Annotated in this window: 15 protein-coding genes; 3 read left to right on the top strand and 12 right to left on the bottom strand. The window is 40.5% G+C overall.

The genetic code is table 11. The features are described from left to right. Positions 1–172 precede the first annotated feature (172 nt). The 5 genes from ABKA15_RS03475 to cdaA form a co-directional block, all read right to left on the bottom strand. Positions 173–1,285 (bottom strand): glycerate kinase, encoded by a 1,113-nt coding sequence (locus ABKA15_RS03475; RefSeq protein ID WP_049513430.1) that lies wholly within the window; start codon positions 1,283–1,285, stop codon positions 173–175. Positions 1,286–1,288: 3 nt separating this feature from the next. Beyond that, positions 1,289–1,939 carry a phosphoserine phosphatase SerB gene (serB, locus tag ABKA15_RS03470; protein WP_049513433.1) on the bottom strand — a complete coding sequence of 217 codons (651 nt, stop codon included), beginning with the start codon at positions 1,937–1,939 and terminating at the stop codon, positions 1,289–1,291. Positions 1,940–2,047: 108 nt separating this feature from the next. After that, the gene (gene glmM, locus ABKA15_RS03465; RefSeq protein WP_049513434.1) at positions 2,048–3,400 is read right to left on the bottom strand and encodes a phosphoglucosamine mutase; all 1,353 of its coding nucleotides are present in this window, start codon (positions 3,398–3,400) and stop codon (positions 2,048–2,050) included. 24 nt (positions 3,401–3,424) lie between these two features. Next, positions 3,425–4,156, bottom strand: coding sequence for a CdaR family protein (locus ABKA15_RS03460; RefSeq protein WP_049513435.1), 732 nt, complete (start codon positions 4,154–4,156; stop codon positions 3,425–3,427). Then, entirely contained in the window at positions 4,143–5,000 is an 858-nt protein-coding gene (gene cdaA / locus ABKA15_RS03455) for a diadenylate cyclase CdaA (protein WP_049513439.1), read from the bottom strand. The genes ABKA15_RS03460 and cdaA overlap by 14 nt, the downstream gene beginning before the upstream one ends. A 107-nt stretch (positions 5,001–5,107) precedes the next feature. Between cdaA and murT the strand changes: the two genes are divergently transcribed. The 3 genes from murT to ABKA15_RS03440 are packed head-to-tail and all read left to right on the top strand — an operon-like array spanning position 5,108 to position 7,513. Beyond that, a complete protein-coding gene (gene murT / locus ABKA15_RS03450; RefSeq protein ID WP_049513441.1) occupies positions 5,108–6,451 on the top strand; it encodes a lipid II isoglutaminyl synthase subunit MurT in 1,344 nt (447 codons plus the stop codon). Then, complete coding sequence (gatD, locus tag ABKA15_RS03445) at positions 6,451–7,236, top strand: lipid II isoglutaminyl synthase subunit GatD (RefSeq protein ID WP_049513442.1); 786 nt, start codon at positions 6,451–6,453, stop codon at positions 7,234–7,236. Before murT ends, gatD begins: the two co-directional genes overlap by 1 nt. 28 nt (positions 7,237–7,264) lie before the next feature. Then, the gene (locus ABKA15_RS03440; protein WP_003035088.1) at positions 7,265–7,513 is read left to right on the top strand and encodes a LapA family protein; all 249 of its coding nucleotides are present in this window, start codon (positions 7,265–7,267) and stop codon (positions 7,511–7,513) included. A 377-nt stretch (positions 7,514–7,890) separates the two neighbouring features. Here ABKA15_RS03440 and ABKA15_RS03435 read toward each other — a convergent pair whose 3' ends face one another. The 7 genes from ABKA15_RS03435 to ABKA15_RS03405 all read right to left on the bottom strand — a co-directional run bounded on the left by ABKA15_RS03435 (position 7,891) and on the right by ABKA15_RS03405 (position 16,672). Continuing rightward, entirely contained in the window at positions 7,891–9,789 is a 1,899-nt protein-coding gene (locus ABKA15_RS03435; protein ID WP_049513444.1) for an ABC-F family ATP-binding cassette domain-containing protein, read from the bottom strand. A gap of 74 nt (positions 9,790–9,863) precedes the next feature. After that, positions 9,864–10,229 carry a hypothetical protein gene (locus ABKA15_RS03430; RefSeq protein WP_049513447.1) on the bottom strand — a complete coding sequence of 122 codons (366 nt, stop codon included), beginning with the start codon at positions 10,227–10,229 and terminating at the stop codon, positions 9,864–9,866. Between the two features lies 1 nt (position 10,230). After that, positions 10,231–10,935 (bottom strand): M57 family metalloprotease, encoded by a 705-nt coding sequence (locus ABKA15_RS03425; protein ID WP_049513448.1) that lies wholly within the window; start codon positions 10,933–10,935, stop codon positions 10,231–10,233. Between the two features lie 144 nt (positions 10,936–11,079). After that, the gene (locus ABKA15_RS03420) at positions 11,080–11,871 is read right to left on the bottom strand and encodes an alpha/beta hydrolase family protein (RefSeq protein WP_049513450.1); all 792 of its coding nucleotides are present in this window, start codon (positions 11,869–11,871) and stop codon (positions 11,080–11,082) included. A 96-nt stretch (positions 11,872–11,967) separates the two neighbouring features. Further along, on the bottom strand, positions 11,968–13,629 hold the full coding sequence (locus tag ABKA15_RS03415; RefSeq protein WP_049513452.1) for a ribonuclease J: 1,662 nt from the start codon (positions 13,627–13,629) through the stop codon (positions 11,968–11,970). 696 nt (positions 13,630–14,325) lie between these two features. Continuing rightward, positions 14,326–15,612, bottom strand: a complete 1,287-nt coding sequence (locus tag ABKA15_RS03410) for a U32 family peptidase (protein WP_003032731.1) — start codon at positions 15,610–15,612, stop codon at positions 14,326–14,328. A gap of 130 nt (positions 15,613–15,742) precedes the next feature. Continuing rightward, positions 15,743–16,672, bottom strand: coding sequence for a peptidase U32 family protein (locus tag ABKA15_RS03405; RefSeq protein ID WP_049513454.1), 930 nt, complete (start codon positions 16,670–16,672; stop codon positions 15,743–15,745). Positions 16,673–16,763 lie beyond the last annotated feature (91 nt).

Genomic DNA, 16,763 nt, shown 5'->3' with positions numbered 1-16,763 from the left:
ATGGGAGTGAGATTGGACAACAAAAGAAAAAATTAAGGAAGTGAAAGAATGCTAGCCCTAATCCCTTATTAAATTAGCCGAAAATGGCAGGTGTGATAGAGATAATCACCTCAACGAAATTGCAAGTAGCTCAACTTCTACTTTCTCAAGATTCAGCCGATAGAGTTAAATCTTATATTTTCATTTTTAATAGATTTCCAATATTTTGGGCTGTCCGGATGAGATTCTCTTCTGCCTTGGCTAGAGTAATAGCCAGAGGTTCAACTTGAGAAATGATCGGAAAAGCAGCTTGAATATTTTCTACTGGAAAATCAGGTAAGTTATCACTTAAACTACCACAAATAGCAATCACAGGAATATTACTAGGCGTCCTTTTGGCTACTCCAATCGGAGCTTTGCCTGCCAGACTTTGTTGATCCATTCGTCCTTCACCCACGATGACTAAATCAGCCTTTTTGATACGATTATCAAAATCAAGCAAATCAAGACAAGTATCAATTCCTGAAACAATTTTTCCATGTGCAAATGTTACCAGACCAGCTGCCATACCTCCTCCAGCGCCTGCACCAGCCAGTGAAAAAATTGCTGGATTAGCCTGTTTATAAAATGTTGCCATTGCCTGATCCACTTGAGAAAATAGCAGAGCGGATAAGCCTTTTTGTCCTCCAAAAACGTATGTTGCGCCGTTTTCACCACAGAGAGGATTCGTGACATCTGTCAAAATCTGGATGTCCAGATTTTCTAAAATTGTAGGAACTTTGTCAGCTGAAATGCGGGCCACACGACCCAACGATGCACCTTTTGCTTGAAGCAAATGATTGTCTTTATCGAAAAATTCATAACCCAGTCCAACTGCCATTCCAATCCCACCATCATTGGTAGCAGAGCCCCCTACACCAATATAAATTTGCCTCACACCTTCCTTGGCTAGATACAAAATTAACTCTCCCAATCCCCTGGTATCAAGAGTCAGAGGATTTCTTTTTTCTGGTGAAATAGAGGCTAAACCAACCAAATCAGCCATTTCAAAGAGAGCTATATCTCCTTTGCGAGCATATTTCATCGAAACAGGTTCTCCGAAAGGCCCAGTTACGATGTGAGTATAAGTGTCTAACTGCAAGGCTGCGATCAAAGCTGTCATCGTTCCTTCACCACCATCTCCAATGGGTAGCAAGTCAAATGTCGCTTCAGGGAGTGCCTTGGAAAATCCTGCTTTTATAGCCTCTGCAACACTTTGGGCTGATAAACTTTCTTTAAAAGAATCTGGTGCAATTAAAATAAGCATGGCTTAGTCCTCACTTTCTATCTCTTCCAAAAGTTTTATGACTTGATACAAGTTCGTTTGATTGATTTGATACGGCGCTTGTTCTCTCACAAGAGGCTTGGCGTTAAAAGCAATCCCGATTCCTGCCGTCAATATCATTGGGAGGTCATTGGCACCGTCTCCTACAGCAATGGTTTGAGCAAGAGTCAAATTGTTTTCCTCTGCCCATTGTCTTAACATTGCTTTTTTGACTTCTTTTGTGACAATTGTTCCTAAAACCTTACCTGTTAGCTTACCGTCTTTCACTTCTAAACGATTAGCTTTTACGTAATCTACATTCAATTTCGCAGCTAATTCGTCTACCATCTCATGAAAGCCACCTGATACAACGCCAACCTTGTATCCACGCTGATGCATGTCTTCTATCAACTGTTGAGCTCCTTTTGTAAAATGAATTTGCTTAGAAACTTGTTTAAAAATTATTTCAGGAAGTCCTTTGAGCAAGGCCACGCGTTCTATCAGAGCTGTCTCAAAATCATATTCCCCTTGCATAGCCCGTTCTGTAATGGCTGCGACTTGCTCACCAACTCCTGCTGCAGCACCTAGCAAATCAATTCCTTCTTCTCTAATCAAGGTACTGTCCACATCCAGTACCAATAACCCTCTTGTTTTCACGTCATCACCTCATATATTGCTTGTATTATATAAAAAATTGATTGACAAAACAAGTTGCAATAGAAAGAAAAAAGCCTCGTTTGCTGTACAAACAAGAGCTTCTTTACTTTATTCAATACCAATTTCAGTACGTACAATATCTGCAATTGTATCAACGTAATAGTCTACTTCTTCGTGGCTTGGTGCTTCTGCCATGACCCGTAAAAGTGGTTCTGTCCCGCTTGGACGAACAAGAATGCGACCATTGCCAGCCATTTCCGCTTCCATTTTTTCAATCACCGCTTTAATGGCAGGCACTTCCATGGCCTTGTCCTTCATGCTGTTTTCAACACGGATATTGACCAATTTTTGTGGATAAATCGTTACTTCCGATGCTAATTCAGACAAAGGCTTGCCTGTTTCTTTCATCACTTTTGTCAATTGAACAGCTGTCAGCTGACCGTCACCCGTCGTATTATAATCCATGATAATCACGTGACCGGATTGCTCACCGCCCAGATTGTAACCAGATTTGCGCATTTCTTCTACAACGTAGCGGTCACCAACAGCTGTAATCACCTTGTTAATGCCTTCGCGATCCAAAGCCTTATGGAAACCAAGGTTTGACATAACGGTTGTTACGATTGTATTTTGAGCAAGCAAACCTTTTTCAGAGAGATATTTACCAATGATATACATAACTTTATCGCCATCAACAATCTCACCGTTCTCATCAACTGCAATCAAGCGGTCGCTATCTCCGTCAAATGCCAGACCAAGTGCTGAACCTGATTCACGGACTGTTTCTTGCAATTTTTCAGGATGTGTAGAGCCAACATTCAAGTTGATATTTAGCCCATCTGGATTTTCCCCGATGACTGTCAATCTAGCTCCCAAATCCGCAAATACTTGGCGAGCACTGGTTGAAGCAGCACCATTTGCTGTATCAAGAGCAACCTTCATGCCGTCCAAATCAAGACCAGTGGATACGAGATATTGTTGATATTTGCGCAGTCCTTCTGGATAATCCATAAGAGTTCCTAAACCTTCAGCACTTGGGCGTGGTAGATCATCTTCTTCGGCATCAAGTAGAGCTTCAATTTCTAATTCACGCTCATCGTCCAATTTATAGCCGTCGCCACCAAAGAATTTAATACCGTTGTCAAGCGCTGGATTGTGGCTAGCTGAAATCATGACACCAGCACTTGCTTTCTCAGATTTCACCAGATAAGCCACACCTGGTGTTGCGATAACCCCAAGCTTGTAAACACGGATTCCAACCGATAAAAGTCCTGCTATTAATGCACTTTCCAGCATTTCTCCTGAAATACGTGTGTCACGTCCTACAAAGACGCGCGGCACATCTTTCTCATGTTGGCTCAATACATAGCCACCAAATCGCCCTAATTTAAACGCCAATTCTGGCGTTAATTCCACATTTGCTTCTCCACGAACTCCGTCCGTTCCGAAATATTTTCCCATTTTTATAAAATCCTTTCAATACTTTTATTTGGATGACGAGCTTGAGGAGCTCGAAGATGAATTTGCTGATTTAACAGTGATTTTTATAGATGTTTCATAAGGTGTAATGACGCTTGGCAAAACTGTGCCATTTGCATCAACTGCCTGTAATGGGGCATTTCCTGAATAGTTAGCGGATATTTTTTCACTAGTTGGCACTACCGCTTCTACATGATCGACCTTAGCCAGCGTATCTTCGTCGCTTGTAACAGTTACCTTACTGTCACCAACCGTCACGCGATCAACCATCAACCCATCTGCTAACTGGGCTGAACTGATAGTTGTTTTCACTTCGACTGTCTTGCTTGCTTTCTTGCCAACTTTCACTGTAATCTTAGCCGGTGTAACAGTCGCAGTCAACCCACTTGGTAAATTTTTAATAGCTAAAGGTACCTCTCTTGTTCCTTCCGTAGCTTTTGTCAAATCTGCCACAACCTTGAATTTTCGTGTACTTTCTTGCATTTCACTGGCAAGGGTTACACGGTTAGAGCCTGTCAGCACCACCGACACTTCAGATGAAAATCCACTGATAAAATATTTTTCACTATTGTATTTAATATCAATTGGTACACTAGGCAAGGTGTTGGTATAGGTTTCAGAAGTTGTTTGTCTAGCATTTGAATTATTTTGGTAATTTGTCGTGGTGGCGTAAATAAATAAAACACCCGCAAAAAAGATGGAAGAAATGATGTACCAAATCTGTTTACGATTTGTCATGTTTCCAACCTCCTAGCACACGATTTCTAAATGGTAATTTTGGTGGTTCATCTGAAATCAGTACTTTCCGCAATTCTGCTTCAAATTCCTCTAATGTCAAATTATGCTTGAAAACTCCATTATGTGTGATAGAGATACCTCCAGTTTCCTCCGATACTACAAAAGTAAGGGCATCGGACACTTCTGACAGACCGATTGCCGCGCGGTGACGTGTCCCAAATTCCTTAGAAATCCCTGTATTTTCTGTGAGCGGAAGATAAGCGCAAGAAACAGCTATTTTATTGTCTCTTACAATGACAGCACCGTCATGCAGCGGTGTATTGGGAATGAAGATATTGATTAACAACTCACCTGATACATCGGCATCTAAAGGAATCCCTGTTGCAATGTATTCTTGTAAGGTTCTGCTACCTTGGATAGCAACGAGAGCCCCAATTTTCCGCGGACTCATATAATCCACTGCTTTGACAAATGCCTGCACCATTCTTTCTTCTGAGCTAATGGGTGCTGTCGAAAACAAATCGGTAGCACGCCCCAGCCTTTCCAGACCTGTACGAATCTCAGGTGTAAAAATCACAACCGCCGCAATAACTCCATAGGTAATGACTTGATTAATCAACCAAGAAACCGTTGTTAAACCAATGGCATTGGCAAGAATCTGAGCCAGCACAAAGATTAAAACCCCTCGAACGAGAATCATAATTTTAGTACCAGCGATTGCTTTTGTAAAATAAAATAAAATCCAAGCAACCAGTGCAATATCGATAATATTGGTAACAATACTCCAAGGACTAGAAAATAAACTAGACCAATATTGGAGATTAGACAATTGCTGAAAATTCATTTTCAGTGTCCTCTCTTTCTCAACCTAAAAACGTTCTTGACTATTATATCACTTTTCAAAATATTTTTCTGTAACCTTCTTTACTTTTTTATGATAAAATATTTCTTATGAAGATAAATACATTATTTGGCAAACTTGTAGGAAAATCCTCCCATTTTGTGTTAAGCAAATTGGGACGCGGATCGACCTTGCCCGGAAAGCTTGCTCTGAAATTTGACAACGACATTTTAAACACACTAGCGCGTGACTACGAAGTGGTGGTAATCACAGGAACCAATGGTAAAACTCTGACTACTGCTCTTACAGTTGGAATCCTCAAAGAAGCTTTTGGCGAAGTTGTGACCAATCCCAGCGGAGCCAATATGATTAGCGGGATTGCGACGACTTTTCTGACCGCTAAAAAAGGAAAATCCGGCAAGAATATCGCCGTACTAGAAATTGATGAAGCTAGTCTCTCACGCATTTGCGACTACATTAAACCGAGCCTCTTCGTCTTTACCAATATTTTCCGAGATCAAATGGATCGTTACGGAGAGATTTACACGACCTACCAAATGATTTTGGATGCTGCTCAAAAAGTTCTTACGGCAACCGTCTTGCTAAATGGAGACAGTCCACTGTTTAACTCTGTTACTCTCAAAAATCCGGTCCAATATTATGGTTTTGATACCGAAAAAGGTGAGCCAAAGCTGGCTCATTACAATACGGAGGGTATTCTCTGTCCTAAATGTCAGCACATTTTAAAATACAAGCTTAATACCTATGCCAATCTAGGCGATTATATTTGTGAGCACTGTGGCTTTAGGCGCCCTGAATTAGACTACAAACTGACCCAATTGACCAGCCTTCATCACAATAGTTCAGAATTTGTCATTGACGGACAAAGCTATCACATCAATATCGGTGGTCTGTATAATATCTACAATGCTTTAGCTGCCGTTTCCGTTGCTCAGTTCTTTGGAGTTGACCCAACCACTATCAAGACTGGTTTTGACAAGAGCAGAGCCGTTTTCGGACGTCAGGAAACTTTCAAGATTGGAGACAAAGAGTGCACGCTGGTTCTCATTAAAAACCCTGTCGGAGCCACGCAAGCTCTAGAAATGATTAAACTAGCTCCTTACCCATTTAGCTTGTCAGTTCTACTCAATGCTAACTACGCGGACGGTATTGACACGAGTTGGATTTGGGACGCGGATTTTGAGCAGGTTTTAAACATGGATATCCCGCATATGATTGCTGGCGGGGTTCGTCATTCTGAGATTGCCCGACGCTTGCGGGTGACTGGCTATAATGCTGAACAAATCAGTGAAGTAGCTGATTTGAGCCAATTCTTTGAAGAAATTAAAAACCAAGAAACCAAGCATGCCTATATCCTAGCTACTTATACAGCCATGCTAGAATTCCGTGAATTGCTTGCTTCTCATCAAGTCGTCAGAAAGGAGATGAACTAATGGTTTATACATCACTAACTTCTCCTGAAAATCGGGATTATACTTATGATTTGAAGATTGCTCATCTCTATGGCAATCTCATGAATACCTACGGTGACAATGGCAATATTCTCATGCTCAAATATGTAGCTGAAAAGTTAGGCACTCGCGTTCAAATTGATATTGTCTCACTTGAAGATGAGTTTGACAAAGATTACTATGATTTGGCGTTTTTTGGCGGAGGGCAAGACTACGAGCAGACCATTGTGGCACGAGATCTGCCTGCAAAAAAAGATAGCTTGGAAGAATTTATCAATCATGACGGCGTGGTGCTAGCTATTTGTGGTGGCTTTCAGCTTCTAGGTCAATACTACATTGAAGCTTCTGGTCGGCGGATTGAGGGACTTGGAATTATGGGACACTATACTCTCAATCAAAAAAATAACCGCTACATCGGCGACATCAAGATTCATAACGATGAATTTGACGAGACTTACTACGGTTTTGAAAATCACCAAGGACGGACATTCCTATCTGAAGACGAAAAACCGCTTGGCAGAATTATTTATGGGAATGGAAACAACAAGAAGGATCAAAGCGAAGGCGTACACTACAAGAATGTCTTTGGCTCTTACTTCCACGGTCCTATCCTATCCCGAAATGCCAATCTAGCTTACCGCCTAGTGACAACTGCCCTGAAGAATAAATATGGTCAAGATATTCCCCTCGCCAACTACGAAGACATTCTAGCTCAAGAAGTCCCAGAAGAATACGGCGACGTCAAGAGCAAGGCAGAGTTTGAATAGGGATATAAAACACAAAAGGAGACCAATGATGAAAGAAAGAATGTACTACATTTTACTGTTGCTCGCAATCCTCCTAATCGCTGGACTATCTTTGGCTAATATGCAAAGCGTCACCGTTAGCTTTATTCTCTTTCGCTTTAAAATTCCACTGATTCTCTTAATTTTACTCTCTGTCTTACTTGGAGCTATCACTACTATCCTCATCAGCATGCCGAAGAATTTTTCTCTCAAAAATGAATTAGCCAAAGCCAAAAAAGAACTCAAAACAAAAAACTAGGTTGGAAATCCAACCTAGTTTTTTGAAGACATTCTTAAAAAATTCGGATTTTACTTTCGGACACATCTTTTTTTGTCAAAATCCTCTTGTCCGAAAATCGGACGACATTATTTTTTCAAAAAAGCTTTGTCCGAAACAAGAATGTTCGGAATTTTCTCTAAAAATCTCTTTCCGAAAACTGGACAAAACCATTTCCCCCTAAAACTTCTCGTCCGCATGTGGAAAATGGCAAATTACTTAAAAGTTGCTTCGTTCTTCATGAAGGACGAGGTTTTTTGCTCAAAAAACTCTCATCCCCATTTTGAACGTTCGAGATTTACTCTCATGGAAGAATTTCTCCGCTTCGGATGAACTTTCTTGACTTAAAAATAGTTCGCTCACACCTGTTCTGCCACTTCTCCCCACTCTGTCATGGCTGCTTCCTGTCGTTCAGTCAGCTGGTCTAGCTTCTGCTGAAACTCCATGAGCTCGCTCGCATCATTGGTTTCCTGCATAGCTGTAGTCAACTCGGTCGTTTGCGTCTCAAGTTCTTCGATTTCAGCTTCTAACTGCTCCAAACGGCGAGCTAATTTCCGAGCTTCTTTCTGTGTTTCTTTCTGGAGTTGGTAGTTGGTTACTGGCTGAGGCTGAGTGGGCTCTGTTGCGGTAGCTTTCTCCTCTCTCAAAGCTTCCAGCTCTGCTTTTTTCTCCAGATAATAGTCATAATCGCCCAGATAAAGAGTGGAGCCAGTATCAGAAAGCTCGATAATCTGCGTAGCAACACGGTTAATAAAGTAGCGATCATGGCTAACAAAGAGCAGAGTGCCGTCAAAGTCAATCAAGGCATTCTCCAACACCTCTTTGCTATCAATATCTAGGTGGTTGGTTGGCTCATCTAGCACCAAAAAATTTTTATTTTCCATAGACAGCTTAGCCAGTAAAAGCCGCGCCCGTTCCCCACCTGACAGCATACTGACAGACTTTTTGACATCATCTCCTGAGAAGAGAAAGGCACCTAGACGATTGCGAATTTCCACTTCTGGTGTTAGTTTAAAATCATTCCAAAGTTCGTCCAAGACTGAATTGCTCGGTGTCAATCGGCTTTGGGTCTGGTCATAGTAGCCCAGTTCCACATTTGCCCCTAGATGCTCCTGCCCACGGATAAAAGGAATTTGTCCTACAATGGACTTGATAAGAGTTGTTTTGCCAATACCATTTGGTCCGACAATAGCTACTGCGTTAAATTTACGAATATCCAGATTGATAGGCTCGGACAACACTTGGTTATCATAACCAATAGCCGCATCTTCTACAGTCAGAACGACATTTCCAGAAGGCTTAGCCGAGCGAAAGGTCATATTAGCAGAACGGCTGCCTCTGTCTGGCTTGTCCAGACGCTCCATTTTTTCCAGCTGTTTGCGTCTGGATTGAGCGCGTTTGGTTGTAGATGCCCGAACCAGATTGCGATTGACAAAATCCTCCAAAGCAGCAATTTCCTTCTGCTGCTTTTCATAATTCTTAGCCTCTGTCAAGAGCTTCTGCTCCTTTTGCTGAACAAAGCTAGAATAATTTCCCACATAGCGATCCAACGAATGCTGGGTCAAGTCCAGTGTCACAGTGGCTACTTTATCAAGAAAATAACGGTCGTGACTGACGATGATGAGAGCTCCGCTATAGTTGCTCAAGTAATTTTCCAGCCAAGCAATCGTCTCTATATCCAAATGGTTAGTAGGCTCATCCAGTACCAATAAATCTGGCTTTTCCAGCAGCATTTTCGCTAGAGCCAATCGAGTATTCTGCCCGCCCGAAAGCTCTTCTATCTTCATCTGCCACATAGACTCATCAAACTTGAAACCATTAAGAATCGCACGAATATCTGCCTCATAGGTAAAGCCGCCTGCCTGACGGAAATCCTCTGACAAGCGGTCATAATCTGTCATCAGTTTTTCCAGATCCGTCCCAGTCAAATCCCCCATAGACAGCTCCATCTGTCGCAATCGTTGCTCCTGCTGACGTAAATCATCAAAAACATGCAGCATTTCATCGTAAATGGTATTCTCCGACTCAAAGCGGCTGTCCTGAGCCAGATAGGACAGGGAAAGATCTCGTTTTTTATTGATTTGACCAGAAGTAGGCTCTTCCTCACCCACTAAAATCTTGAGCAGGGTTGACTTCCCAGCTCCATTTTTCCCGACTAAGGCAATTCTATCTCGTTCATCCACTTGCAGGTTGATATTATCAAAAAGAACCTCCCCTGCAAAAGAGCGTTCAATCTTATTTGCTTGTAAAATAATCATAAACCTATTATAGCAGATTCCTATCTCAACTGCTATCTTAGAAAACAAAAATACGGTTCATTTCGACCGCATTTTCATTTAAAACTACTTAAAATTTCTTGATTTTGCATCACAAGGTAAACACCTAATAGAATAATCAAAGCAAAAAGCCCTAATTTGATGATTCCTTTTACAAAACGAATGACCCAAAGAATTATCATCGAACCAATCAACCACATCACAGCTGAACGATTGAAAAATCCTTGAATAGCTTGACTATTTTGACCAAAGACATTCTGAATGGGTGCTGGAACATGTTCCTGCCATGCAGCTGTCACACCGATATGATTGGCAATATCAGAACCACTTTGCCAAAGCCAGGCAAAAATGCTGGAATTAAAGACAAACAAGAAAACTTGCTCTGGGAAACGTCTAATGATTTTAAAGATACTTCTTATCATGCTATGCTTGATACAACTCCTTTACTGCTTGAATGTCTACTGCTTGAATACCATAAAACGAGCCAGCGGACTGCATGACAGATTTTTCTTCATTATGTTCTAATCCAATCGCATGTCCCAATTCATGTTCTGCTGTGTTTACGATTCGTTCATAAGAGTAGCCGTATTGACTATTCAATAGATAATAACGATTTAGCCGAACCGTTACATTTGTGAAGCGTTTCGTCAATAAATTAGTTTGTGATTCTGCCTCACCTGCCGCACTCACCGTACCATCATTCATCTCTGTCGCCACAATATTGGCTTGATTTTTATCATTTACAATCTGAAAAGTAAAAGCACCTGTTTGATTCCAAGCACGAATGGCTTCTTGATAAGCTGAGCGAAATGTCTCATCTTGTGTATCTATATAAACCGTAGCGCTTGCTGTGTCCCATCGGACACCAGACGCTTGATGAACATGATTGTCCGATAACTGTTTGGTCGAGTCTTTTACATTTTGTCCAAGGCCTAATTGACTGTCTTGACCACTTACATATCGGTAAATTTGACTGACATCTTGCTGAAGTGTTGTCGAAAAATTGCTTTTAGAAGGACTCATGATATACAAGATTCCCACTAAAAAGAGTGCTGTTAATGCAATGCTATAAACTAAACGCCATATCAAGCGCAACAGCGCTGAAAATATTCGAAATATAAACCTCATACTTCCCTCCTAATCTCAAATGTAAAGAGTAAGTATAATGAGATTCGCTTAAAAATTTCTTAACATAGAGAACTGTAAAAGAAAGAATAAAATATTGACAAAAAAATGTAAATTGCTGTCAAAAAAGTCATCTCTCAAGCGACTTTAGGATAAGCGCTCTTCTACTTCAAAATCAATCGGCAGCCATTTCAGAAATTCTTCTAGTTGTTTTTCCCAATAATACCACTCGTGCTTTCCCGGACTATGATGATAGGTGATATCTAAGCCGCATTCACACAATTGTTTAACAGCTACTTCATTTGCTTGATAAAGAAAATCTTGCTCCCCACACCAAGCGTAAAACTTAGTCTTTTTATCTGACTTCTTTGCCATTGTCGTTAGGAAATGCTGCTTGACATCAGCTGCTTTCAAATCGCCAAACACACCTTGCCAATAGTTGAGCGTCCCGCCAGGGAGTTCCTCTATATCCACATCATCCAAACCGAGCCCAATAGCGCCTGAAAATGACCCTGCATAAGAGAATCGATCTGTCGTCAAGGCTATTTTATAAGCCCCATAACCTCCCATTGACAGACCTGCAATAAATGTTTTCTCCCGTTTCCGACTCATATTGGGGAAGAAACGCTGCATAACCTCAGGCAATTCTTTTGCTATGGCATCATAATAATTCAATCCATAAGCAGTATTGGTGTACCAAGCAAGATCTGTCGTTGGCATGACCACGATTAAATTTGTATGGCGCAATAAACGCTCAATATTCGTCCGTTTTCGCCACGAATTTTCATTGCCTCCCATACCGTGCAAAAGGTAAAGAACGGGAATATCTGTATCTACTATCTGACTGGGGGCTACTGCATCCGCATCAGGATAGATGACATTGACACGACGCTCCATTTCTAGTACTGCTGAATGATACTCTATTTCAAAAAATGCCATTTTGTCTCCTTTTCATATAAATGTAAGAAAGGGGTTGGAACAAATGTCCTGACCCCACGATTTTTGTAACTATATAAAATGTGCTAATTAACCTACTTAACGCACTTCCATTACAACAGGTAAAATCGCCGGACGACGTTTGGTTTGCTCAAAGAGATATTTCGCAAGATTATCACGCACCGAGCCCTTCAACTCACTCCAGTCAAAATTATCTTTCGCAAGGTAATCTTCAACTGTCTTATTGATTAAGTCAGCACTCTCACGCAAAATATCACGGCTTTTCTTGACATAAACAAATCCACGCGTATGAACCTTAGCTTTGGAAATAATCTTCTTGTCACGACGATTCACCGTAATGGCGACGATAAAGATACCGTCTTCAGACAGAACTTTGCGGTCACGAAGAACGATATTTCCGACATCACCAATCGCATTTCCGTCAATCATGACATCACCAGAAGATACCGCACCAGCAGGTACAAAATCACCCTTTTCATATTCCATAATGCTACCACGCTTTGGAATAAAAATGTTCTCCGGCAACATACCAATTGCCATGGCAGCTTTAGCATGTGCTGCTAATTCACGATATTCTCCTTGAATTGGGAACAAGAATTTTGGCTGCAAGAGATTTAACATCAGTTGCAAATCGCGCTCATTTCCATGTCCAGACACTCGCAAATCTTGTGTAATCAGTTTAACAATACCACCTGCTTGGTAAATCATGTTTTCCACACGTGCCACCAAGGCTTCTTTTGCAATAGACGGCGTTGTAACAATATAAACCAAATCGCCTTCTTTGATTTCTACATAACGGTGACGGCCGATAGACATCTTGCGCAAGCCATTGATTGGCTCACCCATACGCCCAGTTTCCAAAATAATCAGTTCATGATCTTCAAACTTGGACATTTCTTTTGGTTTGATTAGCAAACGTTCGTCCACAAGTGATAATTTCTTCAAGCGAATAGCTGTACGAACGATATTTTCAATGTCAAATCCAGTCAATACAACACGACGACCTGTCCTAGCAGCAGCTTCAAAGACTTGTTGAATCCGAGAAAGATTGCTTGCAACCGCCGCAACAATCACGCGCCCTTCACAATCACCAATCGTATTGCTAATTTCTTTTGCAACTTCGCTCTCGCTTGCCACTTGAATATTACTATCCGCATTTGCAGAATCACTAAGAAGAGCTAGAACGCCTTCTCGACCAATTTCTGCTAGACGTGCAAAATCTGTTGCGTAAGACTGACTAGCCGTTTGGTCAAACTTGAAATCACCTGTGTAAACAATATTGCCTTCAGACGTTTTCAAAACAATCCCTAAACTCTCTGGAATAGAGTGCGTTGTTTTAAAGAAAGATACAACTGTACTACCAAAATCAATCTCTGTGTCTTCATCAATCACATGAAAATCATTGAACTTTTTGACCGTATCATTTCCTTTGACAAATAACTTAGCCAACTCAATCGTCAATTCTGAGCCAAATACAGGGACTTTCGTTTCAGCAAGTAAATAAGGCAAGGCACCAATTGCATCCGCATGCCCGTGTGTCAAAAAGACCCCTGCAATACGGTCCTTATTTTCAAACAAATAGTCCATATTTGGAATAACAAAATCCACACCAAGCTGTTCATTTTCTGGATATTTTAATCCGACATCCAGGACAAAAATAGATTCATCCACTTCAGCGATGTAAAGATTTTTCCCATTTTCACGCACACCGCCCAAAGCAATCAATTTAATATTGCTCATTGATTCTCCTTTTCAAATTTTTTTACTAACGGTCCTTGGAATCCCAAGTCGAATTACAGTTTTGCAAATCTTTTGCATATCTAATTTATTATACTACTTTTCATGATTTTTTTCAAAGAACAGAGCATATAAAAACTCCTAGTTACTGTATACCTACAGAAAGCTAGGAGCCGTCTCTATTTGCTAATAAGTGATAGATAGACTTTCAGAAAGTAATTATCTGAAAAGAGATTCTTATGATGATTCCATCGTTATTTTATTAAAGAATGATTTTCTTGTCCACAATATATCAAAAACAAGTTTTTTCATCTAAAACAATAGCGGTTTTTTTACTAAGCATGAAAATCATTAAAAAGCTTCTACCGACTGCATCAAATAACATTCTTATTTATTCTTACTTTGCGTTCTTCATACGCGATGCAATTCTACAAACCACTACATGACATCTTCAGAAATATTTAATCAAATACCTCCAATTAAGAAAAACAATTAGCAAATAGAAACTAATACATCATAAACGATTTAAAATATGAATGTTCCGATACCCATTGGAATCAGCCCTTTCTTATCTTTCTTTAATTATATTGTACACCTTCTTTTTTAAAAAAGCAAGCGTTTACATTCATTTTTTAAAATATTTTTTACAAATGAAAAGAGGTAGAATTAACCATTCAAACCTCTTCTCAATGTGGATTTTTATGCCCGTACTGTGACACTTGTGCCGTCTTCTTTATAAAGATTTATCAAACCTTCTTTACGACTACGTACCATATCACCTGGATAAACTGGATGTGGCAAGGAAATCGTCAACAGTTCCATCGGATTAGGAGCCCGATCAATTTTATTTCCATCTGAATCGTGTAAATCTGTAATGACTGCATCAAAATGACGGAAACCAGGACCATAAAACTCAACTGGGTCGCCCTCATTGATGACATTTCGTTGCCGAATAGTCGCTGTTTGCGTATCAGGGTCATAAGCAACCACTTCTGCCACAAATTTATATTGCGGAATTTTGCGGCGTGCTCCAAAAAGCTGCTCATTTTCAGTCGGTGTATGATAATAAAATCCTGTCGCCAACTCACGTTGCGCAACTTTCCACATTTCATCTACTAAATCTTGCTTGATTGCTTCAAACTTTTCAGGACTTTCAAGATAAGCATCTACTGCCGCCTTGTAACAATTTGAAACAGTAGATACATAGTGAATAGACTTCATGCGTCCTTCAATTTTCAAGCTGTCTACTCCATTTTCAATCATATCTGGAATATGGTCAATCATGGACATATCAACAGCTGACATAGAAAATTCTTCTGGGATTTCGCCTTTTAAGCTCTTGCGCTCTTGTCCAAAGGGCATATCGTAGAGATCATATTTCCAGCGACAAGATTGAGAGCAGCCCCCACGATTGGCATCCCGCATGCTCATATGATTGGACAAAGTACAACGTCCTGAGTAGGAAATACACATAGCGCCGTGAACAAAGGCTTCAATTTCAACATCGGTATGTTTGCGGATTTCTGCCAATTCTTCCATGGAAACTTCGCGCGCCAAAACGACACGTGTCAACCCCAAATCTTTCCAAAATTCCAATGTTTCATAGTTTGTCGCGCTAGCTTGTGTTGACAAGTGTACTTCCAAACCTGGCGCTTCTGTACAAGCAATGGCAATCAAAGCTGGGTCAGATACGATAACAGCAGAAATACCAATATCCCGCAAAGTGCGGAACCATTCCCCAGCTCCTTCTTCATTACCTTCGTGGGTCACCATATTTGCAGCCACATAGACTTTAGCGCCGTGTTCACGAGCAAATTGAACGCCCTCTTCCATTTCTTCAAACGTAAAATTTCCAGCACGACTGCGCAAACCATAGGCTTGTCCGCCAATGTAAACAGCATCCGCTCCATAGCGAATGGCGACTTTTAGTTTTTCCAATGTTCCAGCAGGCGCCAGAACTTCTGGTCTTTTCAAAGTTTTTGTCATATTCTCGCTCTTTTCTAAATTCTAATACTTAGCCTTTTTATTTTATAGCAAAAAAGGTTTGAAAGCAAGCTAAAGGTAGCAGATTGTGAAAGATAAACAAGCAGTCACAACTCGCGACCACCTGTGTTCTTTATTTCACCTGATCTGGATCATATTCATAAAATCCAGTATCCAAGAAACGATTCTTTGGATGCAATTGATGAACCTGCTCATCCAAAAGGAAAGCCTGGTCATGTGTAAATTGATTGGTCTCAATCAACTCACGCGCTTGCACAAAGAGTTTGGCAATTTCAACAAAATTGTGTCCTGGCGTGTAAATGCCTTCTAATTTCCAATGTGTAAAGCCATGTTCTACCAATTCTTCAAGTTTCGTCATCATATCCAAGTCATTATTTGCAAAAATATGCGTCCCATGATTGTCCTCAAAAATAGAATAATGGCTATCTGGGTCACTCGGCTCTGCAAGGAATAAATCACGCTCACGGCTCTTTTCGTCATCAATATGAGTAAAATTATAATAATTTTGCAAAAGTGGACGCTTAGAATGATGAATCACACTCGCACCATAAACCAAGATCTCAACAGGAATTTCTAAAATATCTTGCATTTTAAAAAGTTCAGCAGATGGGATTTCACGCGCTAGAACTGCCTCAGAAACGCCAGCTTTTTGCCCCCAGAAGTTCACCTGACGACTGCTGGCAACCATAGTTGAAGCATCATAAATCGTCTTAAACGGATAACCATCACGTTTTAACACATAAAAAACTCCAGCATCTCCTACAGTAATATAATCCGCCTGAATATCCACTAAAAAATCAAGAAATGGCTTGATTTTATTCATCATTTCCTGATGCATCAAAGCATTGACAGCAATTGTCAACTTTTTGCCTACCTCATGTACAAGGGCTGCAATCTGTCGCAATTCGTCATAAGAAAAAGTACGGGGTAATCGAAGACCATACTCTTTTTCACCTACATAAATGCGATCCACACCTGCTTCTAAAAGCTCTTTTACTTGTTCAACGCTCTCAGCTGTCGCTGTAATGATAATCTTTTTCATAGCAAAATTATAACATATTTTTGATTTCTCTTCTATTTTTTAATTTGAAAAGCATTTTTAGCCTTTTTGTAACTGTTATGTAATATTTATC

Source organism: Streptococcus sp. KHUD_010, assembly GCF_040207525.1.
Lineage (GTDB): Bacteria > Bacillota > Bacilli > Lactobacillales > Streptococcaceae > Streptococcus > Streptococcus hominis.
This window is presented reverse-complemented; position numbering and strand designations above follow the sequence as displayed.

Excerpts from the sequence above, each read along its gene's own strand:
- ABKA15_RS03475 (WP_049513430.1), bottom strand. The coding sequence starts at position 1,285 with ATGCTTATTTTAATTGCACCAGATTCTTTTAAAGAAAGTTTATCAGCC.
- glmM (WP_049513434.1), bottom strand. The coding sequence starts at position 3,400 with ATGGGAAAATATTTCGGAACGGACGGAGTTCGTGGAGAAGCAAATGTG.
- ABKA15_RS03460 (WP_049513435.1), bottom strand. The coding sequence starts at position 4,156 with ATGACAAATCGTAAACAGATTTGGTACATCATTTCTTCCATCTTTTTT.
- cdaA (WP_049513439.1), bottom strand. The coding sequence starts at position 5,000 with ATGAATTTTCAGCAATTGTCTAATCTCCAATATTGGTCTAGTTTATTT.
- murT (WP_049513441.1), top strand. The coding sequence starts at position 5,108 with ATGAAGATAAATACATTATTTGGCAAACTTGTAGGAAAATCCTCCCAT.
- gatD (WP_049513442.1), top strand. The coding sequence starts at position 6,451 with ATGGTTTATACATCACTAACTTCTCCTGAAAATCGGGATTATACTTAT.
- ABKA15_RS03440 (WP_003035088.1), top strand. The coding sequence starts at position 7,265 with ATGAAAGAAAGAATGTACTACATTTTACTGTTGCTCGCAATCCTCCTA.
- ABKA15_RS03435 (WP_049513444.1), bottom strand. The coding sequence starts at position 9,789 with ATGATTATTTTACAAGCAAATAAGATTGAACGCTCTTTTGCAGGGGAG.
- ABKA15_RS03430 (WP_049513447.1), bottom strand. The coding sequence starts at position 10,229 with ATGATAAGAAGTATCTTTAAAATCATTAGACGTTTCCCAGAGCAAGTT.
- ABKA15_RS03425 (WP_049513448.1), bottom strand. The coding sequence starts at position 10,935 with ATGAGGTTTATATTTCGAATATTTTCAGCGCTGTTGCGCTTGATATGG.
- ABKA15_RS03420 (WP_049513450.1), bottom strand. The coding sequence starts at position 11,871 with ATGGCATTTTTTGAAATAGAGTATCATTCAGCAGTACTAGAAATGGAG.
- ABKA15_RS03415 (WP_049513452.1), bottom strand. The coding sequence starts at position 13,629 with ATGAGCAATATTAAATTGATTGCTTTGGGCGGTGTGCGTGAAAATGGG.
- ABKA15_RS03410 (WP_003032731.1), bottom strand. The coding sequence starts at position 15,612 with ATGACAAAAACTTTGAAAAGACCAGAAGTTCTGGCGCCTGCTGGAACA.
- ABKA15_RS03405 (WP_049513454.1), bottom strand. The coding sequence starts at position 16,672 with ATGAAAAAGATTATCATTACAGCGACAGCTGAGAGCGTTGAACAAGTA.